The sequence below is a fragment of the Nocardia sp. NPDC055029 genome, from assembly GCF_053608525.1.
In genome coordinates, this window is record NZ_JBSGVQ010000017.1 from 54,875 (window position 1) to 76,006 (window position 21,132).

Here is a 21,132-nt window from a genome sequence, read left to right on the forward strand (position 1 = left end):
CGCGCGTGAGCGAACTCGATGTCGACCCGGAGTTGTTCTACGACCTCTCCGGTCAGTACAGCGTGGCCAGTCGTGCGGCGAGCACCGCACTCAGCACCATGGACCGTGAGCTACGGAGTGCGGAGAACATGGCGGGCAACGACCCGTGCGGGGTCAGTTGGGGACGCGGATACTTCACGAGCGGTATCGAGGCTACGGTCACGGCGGGCAGAGCGACCGAGGTACTCGCGAAGATGGCACTGTTGGTCCGGCAGAGCGGCATCAACCATGACCAGTCCGAAAACGCGGAAGACTACAACAGCGGCAAACAGTTGCCCCCGTCGGACCCAGGATCCAAGACCTTCATCTGTCGCCCGTTGAAGTCACCCAAAGGTGGAAGCCGCGCCAAACCAGCTGCCTGGGATCTCGTCATGTCACCCGAGATCTGGTTCGACGGCAATGCCGCGCTGATGGCACAGGTCGCCACAAGCTGGCTCAACGCAGCATCGGTCTACGGCACGCTCGACACCGAGATCCGAAAGAAGATGCAGAATCTCGACGGCTCGAAGACCGATGAGCTTCCCGACATCAAGGACGCGCACAACTCGGTGGTAGGCGCGGTCGACACGCTCAGTGATGCCATGCGCAATATTTCCGGCGCGGTCGACGGATACGCGACAACGCTGAAGGACGTGCAGGAATACTCTGAGTTGCAGCTCACCCTGCTCGCCAGCGCCCTCGGCGCCGATGTACTCGGCGCGCTCATCGGCGGACGGCCGGTAACACCTCTCGCCAAAAAACTCGCCGAGACGGAAATCGACGTTACCCGCGATCGCATCCAGACTGCGATGAAGGCTCTTACCCAAGCTGAAGCGCTGAGCACGGGTACGTTCACCGCCGCGTCGGGAACGGTCCGGTTTGTGATGACCTCCCAGTTTCAGCCGTTGTTGAACAAGCAGTTGAAAACCCCACCGCCGCCGGCCAGTTCGGGAACTACCCGCCGGAACAGGCTCGAAGGCGAGAAGGCCGAGGTGCGCGCCGGGGTCGACCCGATGAAAAAGAAGGAGTCTATCATCGGCGACTCAGGAAAACGGCGCACGCCGGATATTCTCGATCACAGTCAGCGGCGGCTCACCGAGGTCAAGAATGTGCAAACCCAAGGCATGACCGACCAGATCAGAGATGAACTAGCGTACTGCGATCGGCGAGGATACGAGTTCGTTCTCATCACTGACAACAACACCAAGCTGACCGCCGAGATGCAGAGCCTGGTCAACCAAGGCAAGATCAAACATGTGAGGATGGATTTCCAAAGTTGACGCCTACCGATGACCGCGCGGGAACTGCACTGCTCGACGAGTACCGACGCGCGGGCGGCTACGCCCAAACCATATTCGATCTTCCCGACAAACCGGTCGACACAAAGATCATCGACGTGCTGTCCGCTTGGCTTGTCAACCTCGAAACCCGCTGGCCCGGCGACGAAACCAGGGGGCGCGATATGGCACGGCTGATGATCGCTCGGACGCTCGGCACAAAGGCATCCCGAAAGTCCGTTGCGATACCGGCGCTGATTTCCCAATTCGACCACGCCAAAGCCATTAGCCTGGATACTCGGTGGGCCGCAGGCAACGCACTGTACGACATTCCCGCCGGAAAAGAACACTTCGACGCCCTGGCAGCCATCGCCGCCGACCGAGGCTTCGGCCGCAGTCGCGGCATGATCGTGACCTGGCTCGGTAAATCACGTCACCCCGATGCAACCGCCGTCGCGCTCAGCCTGATCGACGACGAATCCGTCGAAGGCAATGCGTTGGAAGCTTTGGCGAAGATGCGGGTGCAAGGCGCGCGCAACCAGATCGAGCCATTCCTGAGTTCAGGAAAGCCCCGCATTCGCCAGCTCGCGAAACGAATCCTCGATCACGACCAGAGCTGACGCGGCCGCAATCTCACCACACCGCACGGACCGCGGTGTGTCCTTCCAACGCTTCGGCCTCGAGTTCCCCGCCGGCGAGGCGGTAGGGTTCGAGCACGCCGATGGCGATCCCGTGGGCATGCTCGAGATGGACCTCGATACCACTGGACGCGGTCTCCGGCAGCGCTACGTCGGTAACCACGGCGGCCGCACGTAGCTCGCCCCGCATCTGTGCCAGCGCGCCGAAGATCATCGGCTTCGCCTGCCGGGCATCCGGCGCGTCGACATCCACCACTCTTACGCCGCCCTCGAGATCGACGACCAGGCTGAACGGGAAGAATTCCCCCCGCTCCCGCAGATGGCCCTCCGCCAATGTCAAGGCGGAATCGAGGAGGTTGTCCACGTCGTCCTGTACCGGCTGGGGTGTACTGTCGCGCCACGACATTCGCGATTCCTCTTCCTGTCCCATCGGATGATGACCGCGCGCGGATGCGAATCCAGCATCCGGACAGCGGCCACCGCGTACACCGCCATATCTCGGCGAGCGAATCCTAGCGCCCTGAGGCTAGCCGAACTACGTCCGCGATGCCTCCTTCGACGAAGACCGATGCCGAGCCCGGATCGGGTCGTCATCGCAGTACACAACCGACTTCAACCGACGCTTCCAACTGATCTTGACCTGCTGAATGACGACTTGACGGAACCCTGGTTGCGCACGGACTCGGCACGCCGGGCACGCCTAGAACTCATTGCGGGGCCGTGGTGACTTCGATAAGGCGGGATCGGTCGGGCTGGCGCTGCACGGAGTAGGTCGGGACGTGGCGGGCAAGTCAGGACAGGCGCGCGGCATCGGCCAGACCGTCGGGTGCTTTCGTCCGGGCGACCGGGCCCAGGTCGACCGGCATGTGCTCGAAACCGTGCAGGGTGAACAGGTTTCGGCGGGTCGGTGCCTCGCGCAGGCGCAGGTCGGGGTAGCGGGTGTAGAGGGCGTGCAGGGCGTGGACGGCTTCCATGCGGGCCAGGCTCGCGCCGAGGCAGGCGTGGATGCCGCTGCTGAAGGCCACGTGTTCGCGCAGGTTCGGGCGGTCGATGTCGAAGCGGTGTGGGTCGGGGAAGACCGCGGGATCGCGGTTGGCGCCTGCCAGGGACAGGATGACGGTGGCGCCCTCGCGAATCGTGACACCGTCGATCTCGATATCCTCGAGCGCCTGGCGCGCCGTGGTCTGCACCGGCGGATCGAAGCGCAGGGTCTCCTCCACCACATCGGACCAGCGGTCGGGATCGGCCTGGGCGATCGCGAGCTGATCCGGGTTGGCCGACAGCGCCGCGATCGCATTGCCGATCAGGTTGACCGTCGTCTCGAAACCCGCGCCCATCAGCAGGCTCGCACCGGCCTGCAATTCGCGCAGATCGAGATCACCCGAGCTCACCAGGGTCGACAGGATGTCCTCGCCGGGTTCCCGGCGCAGCTTCGCGATGTGGGCGGCCAGGTACTCGTCCATCGACTCGATCGCGGCCATCGCGCCACGGTAGGACCGCCACGAGGTACCGATGTCGAGCAGCGGCGTCACCCGGTCACCCCAGCGCAGGAACAGTTCCCGGTCGGACGCGGGGAAGCCGAGCATCTCGGCGATGATCGCGATCGGCACCCTGGCCGCGAAATCGGTGATCAGGTCGACCGATCCGTGCGCGGGCATCGCGTCGAGCAGTTCGGCGGTGACCACCTCCACCCGATCACGCAGCCGGGCGATGGCGCGCGGGGTGAACGCCGAGGACACGGGCTTGCGCATCCTGGTGTGCTCGGGCGGATCGAGGACCAGCATCGACGGCGGCTCGACCGGATTGGGCGGCACCGTCACCCGCTCGGCGAGCTTGCGCCACGGCCCTGGCAGCTCGCCGCCGAGCGCCTGCCGCACACCGAATCGGGTGTCGCGCAGGATGCCCCGCACCTGCGGGTGATCGAAGGCGGCATAGGACAGCGGAGTCCGGAGCAAACCACCGGGCTCGCGCAGTTCGTCGATCAGCGGGTAGGGGTCGTGCAGACCGCGCTGCCCGCTGAGCAGGACGGCGAACGGGTCACCCCGCCGGACCTGCCAGCGCAGGATCGCCCGCGGCGCTCCGTGCTCGGCTGACCATCGCAACCAGTACTGCGCAATCATCGCCACCCCTGCCGCTCTGCCGAAAGGTGTCCTCCACGGTACGGACTTTTCGAGCGGCGCGGAACGTGTTCCAGTCGGAGATCGACCTATACCTGGGTAGGAGACCCGGCGGGGTCAGCGCCGGACCGTCACCCGTTCGGTGGCGGCCCGATGCTCGACCGCGGCGGGATCGGGATTGACGACCTGTACCAGCGAGGCACCGGCGAACAACACCGCGATATACCCGTCGATCAGCTCCTGCACGGTCTCCCACGGCGAGCTCGACAACACCCGATCACCTGCGGAGATATCCTGCAGCGCGGCAGATCTCCGCGCCTGGGCGAGCACCTCGCCGACCGAGAGCCCGTCGAGCGCCGCCCGGAATCCGCCGGGCAGGAACTGGTCGCCGTGCACGCGCACCGCGCTCGCGAAATCGGTGACGCCGACCGGCAGGTCGCGCACGGGCGAGCCCATGGCGTCCAGCGACAGCACCGCCACCTCGCCGACACCGTCGGCGTCGTCGAGCCGGTCGGGGGTGACCAGCGCGAGGTCGGCGTCGGGATCGGGCGTGAGCACCACTTCCGTGCCTGCCCACCAGCAGCCGAGCAGCACCGCGGCGGTCTGCCAGTGCGCGGGCAGCAGCACCGCGACCCTCGCGCCGGGGCTGAGCGCGAACTCGTCACGGATCAGGTTGGCCGTCTTGGCGGCCCAGTTGGCCAGCGTCAGGCCGGACAGTTCGATGCGGGCGCCGGTGGCGTCGTCGTACCAGGTGACGCGCGGACCGGCGGGGTCGCGTTCGAGAATCGGGTCGAGGAGGGCGTCGGTGAGGGTCGAGTTCGGCTCAACCATGGGTCAGTTCACGCATTTCGGTCCGTTCTGGCCTGCATCGATCGGCGGGGCTGGCGGTACTGGCGTCGCGGTCGCCGAGGATGTTCCGTCGAAATCGAACATGCCTGCCGCGGCCGAGCCCGGACCAGAATAGTCGCTCGCCAGCACCACGCTCACGGTATCCGCCGACAGTGACGGATCCGCGACCACGGTGAGACCGCCGAGTGCCTCGGCCACCGCGACAGCCTTCGGATTCTCGGCGTCGAGAGCGAGCACCCGGCTCGAACTGACGCTGCCACCTGTGTAATTGCCCACCAGACCCTCGCGGAAACCCTTGCCCGTCAACGCCGTCGACACCTTGGCGGCCAGCCCGGCGGTGCCGCCCGCGTTGAACACGCTCACCGAGACCGTCGACGGGTCGACCTCCGGATTGTCGTCCGACTCCTTCTTCTCTCCGACGAGCCCGGCGACATAGTCCTGCACCGCCTTCGGCTCGACCCGCACGACCGATTCGCCCGCCGAGGTCATGCTGTTGAGATCGGCGACCGGGATGGTCTCGAATTCCACCTTGCCGCCGGACAAGTCCTTGAGCTGCTGCAGGAAGGCCAGCACATCCCAGTCCTCGTCGAGCACGACGGTCCGGCCGACCGCCTCGCTGATCTCGCCGAGCTTGCCCGGATTCGCCAGCACCTTCGCATCGAGCAACTGGCCGACCAGCTGGGCCATGAACACCTGCTGACGCACGATCCGGTCGATGTCGCCGCGCTGCAGCCCGTGGCGCTGGCGCACGAAGCTCAACGCCTGCCCACCGTCGAGGCGCTGCTTCCCGGCCGGGAAGTCGGCGCCCGACATCCATTCGTCGACCGCGTTGTTCAGGCACACCTCGACGCCGCCGACGGTATCGGTGAGCAGCACGAAGCCGAGCAGGCTCACCTCGGCGTAGTGATCGACGGTGATGCCGGTGAGCGAGGCCACCGACTTGATCAGCGCCTGCCTGCCCGCCTTCGTCGAATCCCGTTCGGCGTCGGCCTCGGAACCGCCCTTGGCCAGCAGCTTCGCGCGTTCGGTCTCCTTGGTGGCGCCGTAGGCGGAGTTGATCTTGCCTTTGCCCTGGCCGGGAATGTCGACGTAGGAGTCGCGCGGGATCGAGATCGCGGTGGCCGAGCGGCCGTCGTTGGGGACACGGACCAGCACGATGGTGTCGGTGTTGGTGCCGACCTCGTCGCCGGCGTGCAGCAGCTTGCGTTCGGCGGAGGTCAGCGGATTGCCGTGGGCGTCGGTGCGGCTGTCGACGCCGACCAGCAGGATGTCGACCGCGCCGTCGCGGCCGCCGCCGAGACCGAGCCCGCCGATGCGGTCGATATTGGCGATCAGATTGTCGACACTGCGCCACGCGAAGCCGGTGAGGGCAAGCACCAGGACCGCCGCGATCGCCACCATCATCTGCGCCGGGCCGACCGCACCGGTCTGCGTGGCGACCGTGGGTGGTCGTGTCGACTCTCGCACTCGTGCATCCTCTCGACGAACTCCGCGCCCGGCTCCGAATCTCCCCCGGCCATCCCGCCATCTCGTACACCTGGGCTCGTCCGCCGCAACCGGCCATCACAGGCTAACCAACAGTTACCACAGTCGAGCCGAACCGCAGGTGCCACGGCGTGCCAGACTGGCCGCGTGTACACCGATTTCCCCGCCCCCGCTCGCCTGATCGTAACCGGAGCGCGCGGGCTGCTGGGGCGAGAGATCCTGCGGCTCGCCCCCGATGCCGCGGGCTACGGCAGGGCCGAGCTCGACATCACCGACCGCGCCGCCGTCGACGCGGTCCTCACCCCGGGGGCGGTGCTGATCAACTGCGCGGCCTACACCGCGGTCGACGCCGCCGAGTCCGACCGCGACGCCGCCTTCGCCGCCAATGCCACCGGTCCCGCCGTCCTCGCCGCCGCCTGCGCCGCCGCGGGCGCCCGGCTGATCCACGTGTCCACCGACTACGTCTTCCCCGGCACCGCCGACACCCCCTATGAACCCGGCGATCCCACCGGTCCCGCGACGGTCTACGGGCAGTCGAAGCTGGCGGGCGAGCAAGCCGTGCTCGCGCTCGGCGGCCAGGTCGTGCGCACCGCCTGGGTGTACTCCGGTGTCGAGGGGGATTTCGTCGCGACCATGCGCAGGCTGGAAGCCGAACGCGACACCGTCACCGTCGTCGACGACCAGGTCGGCTCCCCCACCAGCGCCGCCGACCTGGCCGCCGCGCTGCTCGAACTGAGCACCCGCCCCGACGCACCGCGGGTGTTGCACGCCACCAATTCCGGCACCGCCACCTGGTTCGACCTGGCTGTAGCCGTTTTCACCGAGCTCGGCGCCGATCCGGCCAGGGTGCTGCCGTGTGCTTCGAGCGCCTTCCCCAGACCCGCACCGCGCCCGCCCTATTCGGTGCTGTCCCCCGCGACGTGGAACGCGGCCGGGCTCACCCCGCTGCGGGCTTGGCGTTCCGCACTAGCCGACGCGCTACAGCGCGTGTCCGGCTAGGCTGCGCAGTCGTGAACGCAGCCGATTCCGCGGCCCCTGCGGGCCTTGCCGTCGTCACGGTGACTTATTCACCGGGCGAGCACCTCGAGCACTTCATCACCACCCTGGCCGATGCCACCAGCGAGAAGCCGCAGGTGATCCTGGCCGACAACGGCTCGACCGACGGCGTGCCCGAGCTCGTCGCCGAGGCCAACTCACACGTGCGGCTGCTGCGGACCGGCGGCAACATCGGCTACGGCGGCGCCATCAACCGGGCCGTCGCCGAGATCGACCCGTCGATCGAGTTCGTGATCCTGGCCAACCCGGACATCCGCTGGGGCGTCGACTCCATCGACAAGATGCTCGAGGCCGCCGAGCGCTGGCCGCGCGCCGGCGCGTTCGGGCCGATGGTCCGTGAGCCCGACGGCAGCGTCTACCCGTCCGCGCGCCGCGTCCCCGGCCTCGCCGACGGCGCAGGTCACGCGATCCTGGGCGCGATCTGGCCGAAGAATCCGTGGTCGGTGCGCTACCGCCAGGAGAACGAGGAGATCGCTGAGCGGGTGGTCGGCTGGCTGTCCGGCTCGTGCCTGCTGGTGCGCCGGGCCGCGTTCGACACCATCGACGGCTTCGACTCGCGCTACTTCATGTACATGGAGGACGTGGACTTCGGCGACCGCATGGGCAAGGCGGGCTGGCACAACGTGTTCGTCCCCGACGCCGAGGTCACCCACGCCAAGGGCCACGCCGCGGGCAAGCACCCCGAACTGATGCTGCCCGCCCACCACGCCAGCGCCTACCGCTTCCAGGCCGACCGGCATCCGCACTGGTGGCAGGCGCCGTTGCGGGGCGCGCTGCGCGCCGGACTTGCGGTTCGCTCCCGGATTGCGGTTCGATCGGCCCTGCGCGAGAAAGCGCGAACCGGCGCCTGAGCAGGTACCGGTCCACTGTGAACAGGGGAAACTCGATGGCAGGCAACTCAGGCACCGACGCGGTCATCCTCGTCGGCGGACAGGGCACGCGGCTGCGTCCGCTTACCCTCTCGGCGCCCAAGCCGATGCTGCCGACGGCCGGGCTGCCGTTCCTGACCCACCTGCTGGCCCGCATCGCCGAGGCCGGGATCACCCACGTGGTGCTGGGCACCTCGTTCAAGGCCGAGGTGTTCGAAGAGCACTTCGGTGACGGCTCCGAGCTGGGGCTAGAGCTCGAGTACGTCACCGAGACCGAGCCGCTCGGCACCGGTGGCGGTATCCGCAACGTGCTGCCCAGGCTGCGCGCGGACAACGTGATGGTGTTCAACGGCGACGTGCTCGGCGGCACCGACCTCGGCGCGATCCTCGACACCCACGAGTCGACCAACGCCGACGTCACCCTGCACCTGGTCCGGGTCAGCGACCCGCGCGCCTTCGGTTGCGTGCCGACCGACGCCGACGGCCGGGTCACCGCGTTCCTGGAGAAGACCCAGGATCCGCCGACCGACCAGATCAACGCGGGTTGCTACGTGTTCCGCCGCGAGTACATCGAGAAGATCCCGACCGGTCGCCCGGTCTCGGTGGAGCGCGAGGTCTTCCCCGCGCTGCTGGCCGAGGGCGCGCGGTTGCAGGGCCATGTCGACGCGTCCTACTGGCGTGACATGGGTACCCCGGAGGACTTCGTGCGCGGCTCGGCCGACCTGGTCCGCGGCATCGCCCCCTCGCCCGCACTGCCTGGTCAGCGTGGCGAGTCGCTGGTCCATCCCGGTGCCGGGGTTGCGCCGGGCGCACTGCTCATCGGCGGCACCGTGGTCGGGCGTGGCGCCGAGATCGGTGCGGGCGCGCGACTGGACGGCGCGGTCATCTTCGACGGCGCGGTCGTCGAGGCGGGCGCGACCGTGGAACGCTCGATCGTCGGGTTCGGCGCCCGGATCGGTCCGCGCGCGCTGGTGCGCGACGGCGTGATCGGTGACGGCGCCAATATCGGCGCGCGTTGCGAACTGCTGCGCGGGGCTCGGGTCTGGCCGGGCGTGGAGATCCCCGACGGCGGCATCCGCTTCTCCACCGACGTCTGATCTGCTCGACGCGGGGCCGCCACCGGACATCCGGTAGCGGCTCCGCGGTGTCTCCACCGGGAGTAAAACCGCCTGGCCGGAGGGCGATCAGGCAGTCGACGACGCAGGCGCGACGTGCGGACGGACCGCGAACCGGGTCGCAATCCAGGCAACCTCGGTGCGTTCCGTCGCGACGGCGTCGATCAGCGCGACCACTGCGGTGGGCTCGATGCCCGGGACAAGCCCATAGCATCCGAGGAGCAGACGAACGGCAACCCACGCGGTCATCTCGTTGCCCTCGGTGAATGGCTGATCACGGATGACCGATTGGAAGACCGCCGCGGCCTTCAGCTCCGGTGTCGGGTACGCCTCGCGACCCAGCACGATCTGGTCCGCACGCGTCGCGGCCGCGGCGACCAGCCCCAGATCACGAATCGCACCGCTCCCCTCGGTGACTCGCTGGTTGCATTTGATCAGCGCTTCTGGACGCACTACTCGATTCCCCGGATCAGCGCGAGCAGATCCGCATCCTCGTTCATGACGCGATCCAGAATGGCATCCTCCTTGCGGCTGAGCGCACGCAAGGCGACCCATTCTCGGAGGGCATCGCAAATCACACTGTTGAGCGACATGTGCGCCGCGTCGGCTTCAGCCGCGGCGACGGCATGCAGGTCGTCGGGTAGCCGCAGATTCAGATTCGACATAGCACCAATTTAGCACCATCCGTGTGATCGGCCGCGTGCCTAGACCCGCCCTCGCGCGGTGGCTGGGCGCGCTCGGTGCGCCGATCCTGGGTCTGCTCGGCTAGGCGGGATCAGCTGAAGCCGACGGCTTGGTCGCCCCAGGCCGTGTGCAGGTCGGCGTCGGGGTTGTCGACGACGCGGTCGATGGTGTCGATGAGCAGGGTGGTGCGGGCGGCGGGCAGATAGTGCGGCCAGTGTTTGGAGCCGTCCAGTGCCGCGGGCACGCCGTGTTCGGCGAAGGCGAGCCAGCGGCGCTGCATGCGGCCCGACACCGCGACCGAGGCCTTGCGGCCGCCGAGCCAGAACGTCGGATCGTGGTTCAGGGTGCCGAAATTGCCGAAGACGTACGGCAATTCGGTGGCGTGCCCGGCACCGACGCGCGCCGCCTTCAACATCGGGGTGGCGTAGTCGAAGCGGTACATCCAGGTCGGTGAGTGCTGGGCGTGGCCCTCGGCGACCCAGGCGGCGGGCATCCGGAAGGCGGCGTCGGTGGACATGGCCAGCGCCCCACGGGTTTTCGTGAGGTCGGGGTAGGCGGAGGTGATCTCGGCGATCCGTTCCGGCGACATCTCCGGATGCGAGGCGGCGACATCGTTGAGCATCGCGTTCACCGCGTCGGGAGTCACCGGCATGATCGGTGACCGCAGCACGCGAAACAGCGAGGCCTCGTCGCGGTTGGTGCCGATCAGCAGCGGCACCCGGTGCGAGAGTCCCTGCTGGAAGCGGTCGATCGGATAGCCGGGCAGCAGGTCACCGTCGACGACCGGCGCCGCCGCGAGCCTGCCCGGCTCCTTGATCGGTACCTCGTCCAGCAGCACCGCACCGACCTCGACGAGCTGCTCGATCGGCAGTTCGAGCAGCCGTTCCGCGTCGCCAGGGCCGAGTTCGAGCAGTTCGAGATAGCGCTGGGCGACGACGGCGGCACGTTCCTGCCCGAATACGGTGGTGGCCGGCGGGCTCTGGGCGATCGCCTTGTGGAACAACCCGGCCGCGGCGGGCGAGGTGAGCAGGGCGGTGACGCAGCCGGCGCCCGAGGACTCACCGAACACCGTGATATTGCCCGGATCACCACCGAACGCGGCGATATTGTCGCGCACCCAGGCCAGCGCGGCCAGCTGATCGTGCAGGCCCAGATTCGGGGTGAACGGCGCACCGAACGAGGACAGGTCGAGGAAGCCGAGCACCCCGATCCGGTAGTTCACCGAGACCACGACCACGTCGCCCGCTTCGGCCAGTCTGCGCCCGTCGTAGATGGTCTGGGCGGCAGTGCCGAGGCAGTACGCGCCGCCGTGCAGCCACACCATCACCGGCCGCGGTTCGTCGTCGCTCGGCTCCGGTCGCGGCGACCAGACATTCACCCACAGACAGTCCTCGCCCATGGCCAGATCGGAGTCGACCGGGACCATCGAGCCCATGGCCTGCGGCGCGATATCACCGAAGACGACGCAGTCGCGCACGCCGTCCCAGCGCGGCGGGGGCTGCGGCAGGCTGAACCGGGCCGGTCCGGCAGGCGCCGCGGCGTAGGGGACGCTGCGCCACACGGCGACCGGCCCGTCCCAGGTCCCGCTGACGATTCCGTACTCGGTTCGCGCCAGCGGTTCGGCCTCGTGCGTCCGCACGTCGGGGTCGAGATCGGACTGAATGCTCATCGCACACCTCCTAGCCGGCGCGACCCCACGGGTGCCTGTGTATTTGCTCCCGCAGGCCGCAGCACCTGGTGACTCTTTTCGAGAGTACGTCCGCTCGCCCCGGACGGCCTCCCAACGCACCATTCCCGCAGGTAACAGTTACTCCGCGGAACACACCGAACCCGCCTTTCAGCGCGCTGCCCAGCGGTCATGATGCGGATTCGGCCACACCCGCGGCCTGCGCCGCGCCCGGATACCCGACGAAGCCGGCCGCTGCCCGGAGATCCCCGTCCGGGCGGCGGCCGACACCGCACATTGTTAGCTGGAAATACGCTGCGCTTCGTCGCTGACGTAGGCGGCCCACAGCCGTCGGTACGGGCCGTCGGCGGCGAGCAGCTCGGCATGCGTGCCGACCTCCACCAGCTTCCCCCCGCCGACCACCGCGATCAGATCGGCGTCGGCGGCGGTCGCCAGCCGGTGCGCGACGACGATCGTGGTGCGCCCCGCCGTCAGCACGTCCACCGCGGCACGCACCCGCGCCTCGGTGGCCAGATCCAGCGAGGCGGTCGCCTCGTCCAGGATCAGGATGTCCGGGTCGATCAGCTGGGCCCTGGCCAGCGCGAGCAGCTGTCGCTGACCCGCCGAGAGGCTGCGCCCGTGCGCGCCGATGGACTGGTGGTAGCCGTGTTCGAGCGCCGCGATCATCTCGTGCGCGCCGACCGCCCGTGCGGCCCACTCGATCTCGGCCGGTTCCGCCCCGGGGTTGCCGTAGGCGATGGCCTCGCGCACGGTGTCGCCGAACAGGAACGGTTCCTGTGGAACGACGCCGAGCCGTTTGCGGTAGTCGCGCAGCCGGAATCGGCGGATGTCCACACCGTCGACGATGACGGCGCCGCCGGTCGGGTCGTAGAACCGGGCGAGCAGCTTGACCAGCGTCGACTTGCCGGCGCCGGTCTCCCCGACCAGCGCGACCTTCTGTCCCGGCGCGATCCGCAGATCGAGCCCGTCGAGCACGGTGCGCTCACGCGCGGCGTAGCCGAAGCTCACCGCGCGCAGTTCGATCGCGCCGTCGAGCCGGGTGACCGGCAGCGGGTCGTCGGCCTCGGGGGTGTCGACCGGGGTGCGCAGCAGGTCGCCGATGCGGTCGACGCCGACCACCGCCTGCTGATAGCTGTCGAACACCTGCGACAGCTGCTGGATCGGGGCGAACAGCAGCTCGATGTAGAGCAGGAACGCGATCAGCGTGCCCGCGGTGAGCAGGTCGTCGCGCACCTGGTGCACCCCGACCGCGAGCACCGCGGCCGTGGCGATCACCGACATCAGCTCGATGCACGGGAAGAACACCGCCATCAGCACCTGCGAGCGCAACCTGGCGTCACGGTAGGCCCACGAGCGCCGTTCGAACTCGGCCTGGTTCACCGCTTCCCGGCGGAACGCCTGGGTGACGGTGATGTTGTCGACGTTCTCCTGCAGGTAGGCGTTGACCGCGCTCACCCGCTCCCTGGCCAGGTTGTAGGCAGGCACCGAGGCCCGCCGGAAGGCGACCGTGGCCACCGCCAGGATCGGCAGCAGCGCGAGCACCACCATGGCCAGCCCGGCATCGATCACCAGCAGCGCCGCGACCACACCCGCGATGGTGACCGTGCTGGTGAGCGCGGTGGCAAGGCCGGTCTGCAGGAATGCCGACAGGCCGTCGACATCGGTGGTCATCCTGGTCATGATCCGGCCGCCGAGCTCGCGCTCGTAGTACTGCAGGCCGAGCCGTTGCAGGTGCGCGAAGGTCTTCAGGCGCAGTCCGTAGAGCAGCCGCTCCCCCACCCGCCCGGTGACCCGCACCTGGGCGACGCTGATCCCCCAGTCCACCACCACGACCACGATCGCCAGCGCGGCGGCGCCGAGTACCACATCGCGCGCGCCGGCCAGCACGCCGTGGTCGATGCCGTAGCGCACCAGGAATGGGATCAGCACCTGGGCGAGGGCGTCGAGCCCGACCAGGCCGAGCCCGGCCAACAGCGGCCAGGTGAACGGCCGCAGCAAGCGCGGCAGCGAGAACGCGGTGTCGGGGGTGTGCGAGAAGGACCGCTCGACGTCCGGTTCGCCCGACACCGGCGGCAGCCGGTCCAGCAGGGCGACGACATCACCGGTCGGCGGAGCGACCGCCATCATCCCGCCGCCCGGTCCGCCCGGACCGGCAGGCGCGCCCGCCGACCGGCGCGCGAACGCCTTGGCCAGGTGTTCCATGGTGCGGTCGTCGTCCTCGTCGACCTCGGGCGCCACCCATAGTTCGTCGGTCGCCACCCGCGCGGTGTCGCGGTGCGGGCCTGCGCCGATGCCGACGACCTCGGGCGGGGTGAACAGGGCGCGGAACAGTTCGCCGGACTGCTGGAGTTCGCGCAGGGTCCCGAGTTCGGCGACGCGGCCGCCATCGAGGACCGCGACCCGGTCGGCCAAGGCGAGCGTCGAGAGCCGGTGGGCGACAACGATCGTCGTGCGCTGCCGCAACTCGGCGCCGATGCGCTGGTGGATCTGTTCCTCCACCTGGGCGTCGATGGCCGAGGTGGCGTCGTCGAGCACCAGGACGGGAGCATCGGTGAGCAGGGCCCGGGCGAGCGCGATGCGCTGGCGCTGGCCACCCGAGAGTCGCTGGCCGCGTTCGCCGATGGTGGTCTCGAGCCCCTGCGGCAGCGCGTCGACGAACTCGTCGGCTGCGGCGAGATACAGCGCGTGCCGGACCTGGTCGTCGCTCGCGTCGGGTCGGCCGTAGGCGACATTGGCCCGGATCGTGTCGGCCATCAGGTGCGTGTCCTCGAAGACCATCGCCACCCGCTCGCGCGGATCGGGCAGCGCGCGTAGATCGACGCCGTCGATGAGGACGGCGCCCGCCTCGGGTTCGAGCAGCGCGGGCAGCAGCGACACCAGGATCGATTTACCGCTGCCCGCCCCACCTGCGATGGCGACAGTCTCGCCGGATCCGATGGTCAGATCGAGGCCGTCCAGGATCGGGGCGTCCCCGAAACCGAAACGGACCGAGCGGAATTCGACGCTCGGTGGCCGCCCGGCGACCACGGTCCCGGTTCCGGCCGCGCGCGCGTCGGAGCCCGGCGCCTCGATCACCTCGCGCACCCGGTCCAGCGAGGCCTTGCCCTGCTGACTCACCGTGAGCAGCATCGAGAACTGGCGCACCGGGCCGACGAACGCGCTCAGATACGTCATGAACGCGAGAAACGTGCCGAGCGTGATGGCCTGGCGCAGCGCGAGCAACCCGCCGACGACCAGGATCAGCGCCTGGCCCGCGGCGGGCACCGCCTGCACGACCGGGATGAACCGGCTGGTGATCCGGGCGACCCGCAACCGCGACCGATACAGATCGCGCGCGCTGTCCCCGAGCTGGTCGAGCTCGTGCTGTTCCTGCCCGAAACCCTTGACCACCCGCACCCCTGCCACCGCGGCCTCCACCCGCATCGCCACCTCGGCGGCGCGGGCCTGGGCGTCCCAGTTGGCCGGGAAGAGCTGGCGCTGACTGCGCTGGGTGACGACCCACAGCCCCGGCAGCACCAGCAGCGCGATCACGGTGAGCGCGGGCGACATCACCGTCATCAGCACCAGCACCGCGAACAGCAGCGCGACATTGCCCGCGATCATCGGGATGAGCTGCAGGAACATCTGGATCAGCGTCACGTCGGTGATCGCCCTGCTCACCACCTGCCCCGTGCGCAGCTGCGCCTGCTCGCGCCCGTTCAGCCGCAGCAGCGCCGCGAACAGGTCACGGCGCAGGTCGTGCTGCACGCCGAGCGACAGCTCCGAGGAGGCGACCCGGCGCGCGTAGGACGAACCGAACCTGGCCGCACCGAGCACAAGCAGCACCGCGACCCACGGCGCCACCGAGGCCGCCGTGGCGCTGAGCGTGTCGACCACATGGCGCACGACCAGCGGCAGCGCCGCGGTGAGCAGCGCCGCCGCCAGCGCGCCGGTGTAGCTGACGACCACCAGCCGCCGGTGCTCCAGACAGCGACCGATCAGGTAGCGGATCCAGTCCACTCTCATCGGGCAGCCACGAGCGCGTCCGCCTGGTCGAATTGGTTGGCGGGCCGGGCCAGGCCGTAGTGACCACGCAGGGTGGTCTCGGTGTACTCGGTGCGGAACAGGCCGCGCTCCTGCAGGATCGGGACCACCTCGTCGACGAATCGCTCCAGGCCCGACGGCAGCACGGCGGGCATGATGTTGAACCCGTCGGCCGCGCCCTGCCGGAACCAGTCCTCGATGGCGTCGGCCACCTGCACCGCGGTGCCCGCGAAGGTGCGGTGCCCACGCCCGCCGCCGAGCCGCGCGATCAGCTCGCGCAGCGTGAGCCGTTCGCGCCGAGCCAGATTCACGATCAGGGTGAAGCGGCTCTTGGAGCCCTGGATGTCGTCCTCGGTGGGCAGGTCCTCGGGCAGCTCGCTGTCCAGGTCGAGCTGGTCGATGGGCAGCTTGAAGTGCGCGGCGAGCTGCTTGCGGGCGTACTCGGGCGAGATCAGCCGGGCCAGTTCGTCATCGAGCGCGCGGGCCTGCTCCTCGGTGTCGCCGATGATCGGGACGATGCCGGGCAGGATCTTGATGGTCTCCGGGTCACGGCCCGCGGCGACGGTGCGCGCCTTGAGATCGGTGTAGAAGGCCTTGGCGTCGTCGAGGGTCTGCTGCGCGGTGAACACGGCCTCGGCGTAGCGGGCCGCGAACTCCTTGCCGTCCTCCGACGAACCCGCCTGCACCAGCAGCGGATACGCCTGCGGGGAGCGCGGCACGTTGAGCGGGCCGTCGACCCGGAAGAACTCGCCGTGGTGCAGGATCTTGCGCACCTTGGACGCGTCGGTGTGGATGCCGAGTTCCTTGTCGGCCAGGATGGCGTCGTCGTCCCAGCTGTCCCACAGTTTCGTCGCGACATCGACGAATTCGGCGGCCTTCTCGTAGCGCAGCTTGTGGTCGGGGGTGTCGTCGAGGCCGAAGTTGCGGGCCGCGTCGGCGCCCGCGGTGGTGACGATGTTCCAGCCCGCCCTGCCGTTGCTCGCCCAGTCCACCGAGGAGAACCGGCGGGCCAGGTTGTAGGGGTCGTTGTAGCTGGTCGAGGCGGTGGCGATGAGCCCGATCCGGCTGGTCTGCACGGCCACGGCGGTCAGGATGACGGTCGGCTCGAGCTTGCCGCTCGGCCTGCGGCCCGGATCGCCCATCAGAACGGGACTGTCGGCGAAGAAGATCGAGTCGAGCTTGCCACGCTCGGCGGTCTTGGCCAGCCTGACGTAGTAGTCGATGTCGGTGTGCGCGTGCGGATCGCTCTCGGGCAGCCGCCAGGCCGCCTCGTGATGGCCGACCGACATCAGGAAGGCATTGAGGTGCAGTTGTTTGGTCATGAGGGTCCTTTCCGGTCCGCGCCGTCGAAAGATCAGGCGACGGTGGCGGGTTCGAGGATGGCGTCGGCGGCGACACCGAGCGCGGTCAGCAGGGAGCGCCGGACGCGCTGGAAGGCGGGCAGGCTCGGATCGCGCTCGCCGGGCAGCTCGACCCGGATGTCCACGGTCAACCTGCCCTCGTCGAGCACGATCACCCGGTCGGCGAGGGCGACCGCCTCGTCGACATCGTGGGTGACCAGCAGCACGGTCGGGCGATGCCTGCTGATCAGATCCCGCAGCAGGGCGTGCATCTTGATCCGGGTGAGCGCGTCGAGCGCGCCGAACGGTTCGTCGGCCAGCAGCAGGTCGGGCTCGCCGACCAGCGACCGGGCCAGCGAAACCCGTTGCTGCTCACCGCCGGAGAGCTCGTTGGGCCAGGCCCGTTCCCGCCCGGCCAGACCCACCTCGGCGAGTACCTGTTCGGCCGCGGGACGCCGGGAGCGCGGCTGCCCGTAGAGCACGTTGGGCAGTACCCGCTGCCAGGGCAGCAGCCGCGAATCCTGGAACACCACGGAGGTCTTCGCCGGAATCCGCAGCGTGCCGGTGCCGTCGACGTCGTAGTCGAGTCCGGCCAGCGCCCGCAGCAGCGTGCTCTTGCCCGAGCCGCTGCGCCCGAGCAGGGCGACGAACTGCCCGGCCGGAATGGTCAGGTCGATCGAATCGAGGACGGCGCGATCGCCGAACTTGCGGGTCAGCCCGCGGACCGCCACACCGGTCACCTCGGGTTTGCTCACCCCGCGATAGTGCGTCGCCATGACAGCACCTTTCGTTCCAGCAGCCGGATCAGCGAGTCCGAGACCAGGCCGAAGACGCCGTAGACCACGAGGCCGACCAGGATCACATCGGCCTGTCCGTAGTTCTGCGCGTTGGTCATCATCTTGCCGAGACCGTCGGTGGCGTTGACCGTCTCGACCACGATCAGCACCAGCCACGCGCTGGTCACCGAAAGCCGCAAGCCGAGGAAGAAGCCGGGCAGCGAACCGGGGATCACCACGCGGCGGATGAACTCGGCGCGCGAGACCCCCTGCACCTCCGACAGTTCCACGAGTTTCTGATCGATCGTGGTGAGCGAGGCGTGGGTCTGGATGTACATGTGCACGATCACCCCGAGGGTGATCAGCACGACCTTGAACTCCTCGCCGATGCCGAGCCACAGGATCATCAGCGGGATCAGGCCCAGGGTGGGGATGGCCCGCTTGATCTGGACCGGCCCGTCGATGAGCGACTCCCCGAACCGGGACAGCCCGGCGATCACCGCGAGCGTGGTGCCGACGAGCACCCCGATGACCAGGCCGAGCATCGCCCGTTGCAACGAGACACCCAGGTTGGCCAGCAGCGGGCCGTCGACCGTCAGTTCCCAGCCGGTCTGCAGGACGGTCCACGGCGCCGACAGTTTGCGCGGATCGATCAGCCCGAACAGCGCGCCGCCCGCCCAGGCGCCGAGCAGCAACGCCACGCCGAGCAGGCGGGCCGCGGGGATGGCCTTGCGCAGCCCGAGCCTGCGCAGTGCCCGCCGTTCGACGAATCCGTCGGTGGTGGGCGCGGCGACCGGAACCGCCGTGCGGGACAGGGCGATGGTCATTGCGTCCCCTTGCCCCGATACGTGGCCGACACCGCGTCGAACGCGATCTTCTCGAAGCGCCGGTCGAACAGTTTCTCGGCGTCGAACTTCGCACCGAAGAATCCGGCACCGGTCACCAGGTCGATCGTTTCCTGCTCCCAGGAGATCGCCTCGTCCCATTTCTCCGGGAAGTACGGCTTCTCGACGGTCGTCAGAATGCGCTTGCCGTCGTCCACCGATACCGTCTGATCTTTGACGTAGTACGCGTCGATCCATTCGTTGGGATGTTCCCAGGCCCACACCTCACCGCGCGCCCAGAATTTCACGAATTCGGCGACGGCGGCGGCCTTGCTGTCGTCGCGCAGCACCGTGGTCGGCGCCCACAGCACGCTCAGCGCGTCGACCGCCGGGGTCTGGACCGCGGTCGCGCCCTCGGAGGCGTACTTGTCGAGGTACTTCGTCAGCGTCGGCTCACCGAGCGGGGCGACGTCGATCTCCCTGGCCTGCAGGGCGGTCAGGAACTTGGTGCTGGACAGTTCGATCAGCTCGACCTCGTCGGTGCGGATGCCCGCGGCCTTGAGGGTGCGCAGCACCACCACGCCCTGGGCCTGGCCCGGCGAGAAGCCGATCTTCTTGCCACGCAGGTCATCGAGGCTGTCGATGCTCGAACCGGGCGCGGTGGCCAGCTTGTACAGCGGCGTCGTGCGCACCTTGACGCCGACGATCTTGGCGTCGAAACCGGTGGCGTTGGCGTGGATCGGCGGAATGCCCGCGTTGGTGGCCAGGTCGACCGAGCCGCCCCGGAAGGCCTGGATCACGTCGGGACCGGCGGAGACAGCGGGCCACGACGACACGGTGAACGGCAGTTTGCCCAGCTCGCCGGAGGCCGTCAGCGCCACCTTGGCGGTGTTGGCCGCGACGGTCAGCGAGACGCCGGGCGGCACCTGGGTGAGCAGCGGAGCGGTGAGCGCCGAGCTGTCCTCGTCTCCCGTAGCGCACGACACCGCCAGCAGCGAGGCGGCCGCGGCGAGCAGCGCTATTCGTCGAATATTTTTACGCATGATGATTTCCCGGATCGAATCGAAGTAAGGGTGTGAAGCGAATTCGAACCGCGACAACACCGCAGCTCCGGCAATTCCCGGACGCAGCCGGTGTTCATTCTGTTCATGCCGATAACTGTCGCTTTTCGGGACCATTCCGGTCAATATTCGACTGTCTTAAAATAACCACGAATCAAACCGCGTCGGCGACCACCGAGGTCAGCGGTTCGCGGAACAATTCGTGGAGCACCACGCCGGCCGCCGACATCGCCAGCACCTGCCCGGTGAAGGCCGATTCGCACACCACCTCCGTCGGGTCGGCACCGATCGCCGAGTGCGCGCGGACCGCGTCGTCATAGGCCTCGCGTACCCCGGGCACCTTGCCAAGGCCCCGATCGACGAGCACCAGCGCCTCGGGATCGAGCAGATCGATGAGCGCGGCCGCCACTTCGCCCATCGCCGTGGCTCGTTCGAGGAAGTACGCCCGTTCCGGGCCACCCGCCGCCGCGGCCGCCACCAGCCCCGCCATGCTGTCGACCTGCCCGGCCGTCACCGCGCGCGCCAGGAGCGCGTGGTCACCGAAATCGTCGAGCGCGAACGCGGATCCGACTGTCGCGCCGAGTAGTCGAGCGATCGAACCAGCGCCGGAGTGCGGGCCGTAGTGCACCCGGCCGTGCACCGCGATCGCGGCATCGATGACATTGCCGACGAACAGCACGATCGAACTCGTCGTGCCGCGCAGGCGCCCGTAGAGCTGCTCGACGTGCGCCAGCGCCCGGGTATGACTGTCCACGCTGGTCGGCAAACCCGTTCGCGCGGCCAGGTATTCGCGGACCGGCACATCGCGCCAGCGCAGGTAGGAGTGGTCGACGACCGAACCGGTGGTGGTGTCGACGCGACCACCGACGGCCACCCCGAGCCCACGGACCCGGACGTCGTCGGACAGGCTCGCCGCGACCGCCTGCACCCGCTCGATCGCGGTGTCGAGGATGTCGTAGGGCGCGCGCGTGCGGTGCGGCACCAGCTCACTCGACAGCACGTTCCCGGCGATATCGACCACGGCGACGGTGATCTGCGCCGCGGCGATGTGCACCGCGAGCACCACGTTCCCGGCGGCATCGAGCGCGATCGGACTGTGCGGGCGGCCGACCCCGGCCGGCCCCGCCGTCTCAGGCAGCTCGACCAGTAGCCCGGCCGCCAGCAGGGCCTTGCTCTGCCAGGTCACCGTCGCGGGCGACACCCCGGCTCGCCGCGCCACGATACTGCGCGGCGCGGCCCCGAGCTCGAGCACCGCCCGCAACACTGCCCCCGCGCTGCTGTTCGTCATGTGCCACCTCGCCGTCACCGCTGAC

At 68.9% G+C, this 21,132-nt stretch carries 18 protein-coding genes; 5 read left to right on the forward strand and 13 right to left on the reverse strand.

Translation table 11 applies throughout. The annotated features are described in order from the left end of the window. Positions 1-5 precede the first annotated feature (5 nt). Entirely contained in the window at positions 6-1,298 is a 1,293-nt protein-coding gene (locus tag ACWF9G_RS17050) for a putative toxin (RefSeq protein WP_452516289.1), read from the forward strand. Beyond that, on the forward strand, positions 1,295-1,915 hold the full coding sequence (locus tag ACWF9G_RS17055) for a HEAT repeat domain-containing protein (protein ID WP_452516291.1): 621 nt from the start codon (positions 1,295-1,297) through the stop codon (positions 1,913-1,915). Before ACWF9G_RS17050 ends, ACWF9G_RS17055 begins: the two co-directional genes overlap by 4 nt. Before the next feature lie 13 nt (positions 1,916-1,928). Here the strand turns inward: ACWF9G_RS17055 and ACWF9G_RS17060 are convergent, their stop codons facing one another. The 4 genes from ACWF9G_RS17060 to ACWF9G_RS17075 form a co-directional block, all read right to left on the reverse strand. Further along, entirely contained in the window at positions 1,929-2,339 is a 411-nt protein-coding gene (locus ACWF9G_RS17060) for a hypothetical protein (RefSeq protein ID WP_452516293.1), read from the reverse strand. A 385-nt stretch (positions 2,340-2,724) separates the two neighbouring features. After that, positions 2,725-4,053, reverse strand: coding sequence for a cytochrome P450 (locus ACWF9G_RS17065; RefSeq protein WP_452516294.1), 1,329 nt, complete (start codon positions 4,051-4,053; stop codon positions 2,725-2,727). A gap of 114 nt (positions 4,054-4,167) precedes the next feature. Continuing rightward, positions 4,168-4,881, reverse strand: coding sequence for a TIGR03089 family protein (locus ACWF9G_RS17070; protein WP_379303712.1), 714 nt, complete (start codon positions 4,879-4,881; stop codon positions 4,168-4,170). A 3-nt stretch (positions 4,882-4,884) separates the two neighbouring features. Continuing rightward, positions 4,885-6,303 (reverse strand): LCP family protein, encoded by a 1,419-nt coding sequence (locus ACWF9G_RS17075; protein ID WP_379303952.1) that lies wholly within the window; start codon positions 6,301-6,303, stop codon positions 4,885-4,887. 228 nt (positions 6,304-6,531) lie between these two features. On the opposite strand from ACWF9G_RS17075, the gene rfbD reads away from it, so the two are divergent. Genes rfbD through ACWF9G_RS17090 form a run of 3 tightly spaced genes read left to right on the forward strand, consistent with a single transcriptional unit; the run spans position 6,532 to position 9,406 of the window. Then, positions 6,532-7,383: a dTDP-4-dehydrorhamnose reductase gene (rfbD, locus tag ACWF9G_RS17080; protein ID WP_452516296.1), complete on the forward strand. Its 852-nt coding sequence runs from the start codon at positions 6,532-6,534 to the stop codon at positions 7,381-7,383. Positions 7,384-7,394: 11 nt separating this feature from the next. Beyond that, a complete protein-coding gene (locus ACWF9G_RS17085; RefSeq protein WP_378852908.1) occupies positions 7,395-8,291 on the forward strand; it encodes a glycosyltransferase family 2 protein in 897 nt (298 codons plus the stop codon). 35 nt (positions 8,292-8,326) lie between these two features. Next, positions 8,327-9,406, forward strand: coding sequence for a sugar phosphate nucleotidyltransferase (locus ACWF9G_RS17090; RefSeq protein WP_452516298.1), 1,080 nt, complete (start codon positions 8,327-8,329; stop codon positions 9,404-9,406). 87 nt (positions 9,407-9,493) lie between these two features. Here the strand turns inward: ACWF9G_RS17090 and ACWF9G_RS17095 are convergent, their stop codons facing one another. From ACWF9G_RS17095 to ACWF9G_RS17135, 9 genes are all read right to left on the reverse strand, one after another. Next, positions 9,494-9,877 carry a type II toxin-antitoxin system death-on-curing family toxin gene (locus ACWF9G_RS17095; protein ID WP_452516300.1) on the reverse strand — a complete coding sequence of 128 codons (384 nt, stop codon included), beginning with the start codon at positions 9,875-9,877 and terminating at the stop codon, positions 9,494-9,496. Further along, positions 9,877-10,089 (reverse strand): toxin-antitoxin system HicB family antitoxin, encoded by a 213-nt coding sequence (locus ACWF9G_RS17100; RefSeq protein WP_379303721.1) that lies wholly within the window; start codon positions 10,087-10,089, stop codon positions 9,877-9,879. Before ACWF9G_RS17100 ends, ACWF9G_RS17095 begins: the two co-directional genes overlap by 1 nt. 110 nt (positions 10,090-10,199) lie before the next feature. Then, positions 10,200-11,777: a carboxylesterase/lipase family protein gene (locus tag ACWF9G_RS17105; RefSeq protein WP_452516301.1), complete on the reverse strand. Its 1,578-nt coding sequence runs from the start codon at positions 11,775-11,777 to the stop codon at positions 10,200-10,202. A gap of 297 nt (positions 11,778-12,074) precedes the next feature. Further along, positions 12,075-15,800, reverse strand: coding sequence for an ABC transporter ATP-binding protein (locus ACWF9G_RS17110; RefSeq protein ID WP_452516303.1), 3,726 nt, complete (start codon positions 15,798-15,800; stop codon positions 12,075-12,077). Continuing rightward, the gene (locus ACWF9G_RS17115; RefSeq protein WP_452516305.1) at positions 15,797-17,140 is read right to left on the reverse strand and encodes an LLM class flavin-dependent oxidoreductase; all 1,344 of its coding nucleotides are present in this window, start codon (positions 17,138-17,140) and stop codon (positions 15,797-15,799) included. The genes ACWF9G_RS17110 and ACWF9G_RS17115 overlap by 4 nt, the downstream gene beginning before the upstream one ends. A gap of 32 nt (positions 17,141-17,172) precedes the next feature. Beyond that, positions 17,173-17,934 (reverse strand): ABC transporter ATP-binding protein, encoded by a 762-nt coding sequence (locus ACWF9G_RS17120; RefSeq protein ID WP_452516307.1) that lies wholly within the window; start codon positions 17,932-17,934, stop codon positions 17,173-17,175. Continuing rightward, positions 17,910-18,761 (reverse strand): ABC transporter permease, encoded by an 852-nt coding sequence (locus ACWF9G_RS17125; RefSeq protein WP_452516309.1) that lies wholly within the window; start codon positions 18,759-18,761, stop codon positions 17,910-17,912. Before ACWF9G_RS17125 ends, ACWF9G_RS17120 begins: the two co-directional genes overlap by 25 nt. Further along, complete coding sequence (locus ACWF9G_RS17130; protein ID WP_452516311.1) at positions 18,758-19,801, reverse strand: ABC transporter substrate-binding protein; 1,044 nt, start codon at positions 19,799-19,801, stop codon at positions 18,758-18,760. Before ACWF9G_RS17130 ends, ACWF9G_RS17125 begins: the two co-directional genes overlap by 4 nt. 172 nt (positions 19,802-19,973) lie before the next feature. Then, positions 19,974-21,107 carry an ROK family protein gene (locus ACWF9G_RS17135; protein ID WP_452516313.1) on the reverse strand — a complete coding sequence of 378 codons (1,134 nt, stop codon included), beginning with the start codon at positions 21,105-21,107 and terminating at the stop codon, positions 19,974-19,976. Positions 21,108-21,132: the final 25 nt, after the last annotated feature.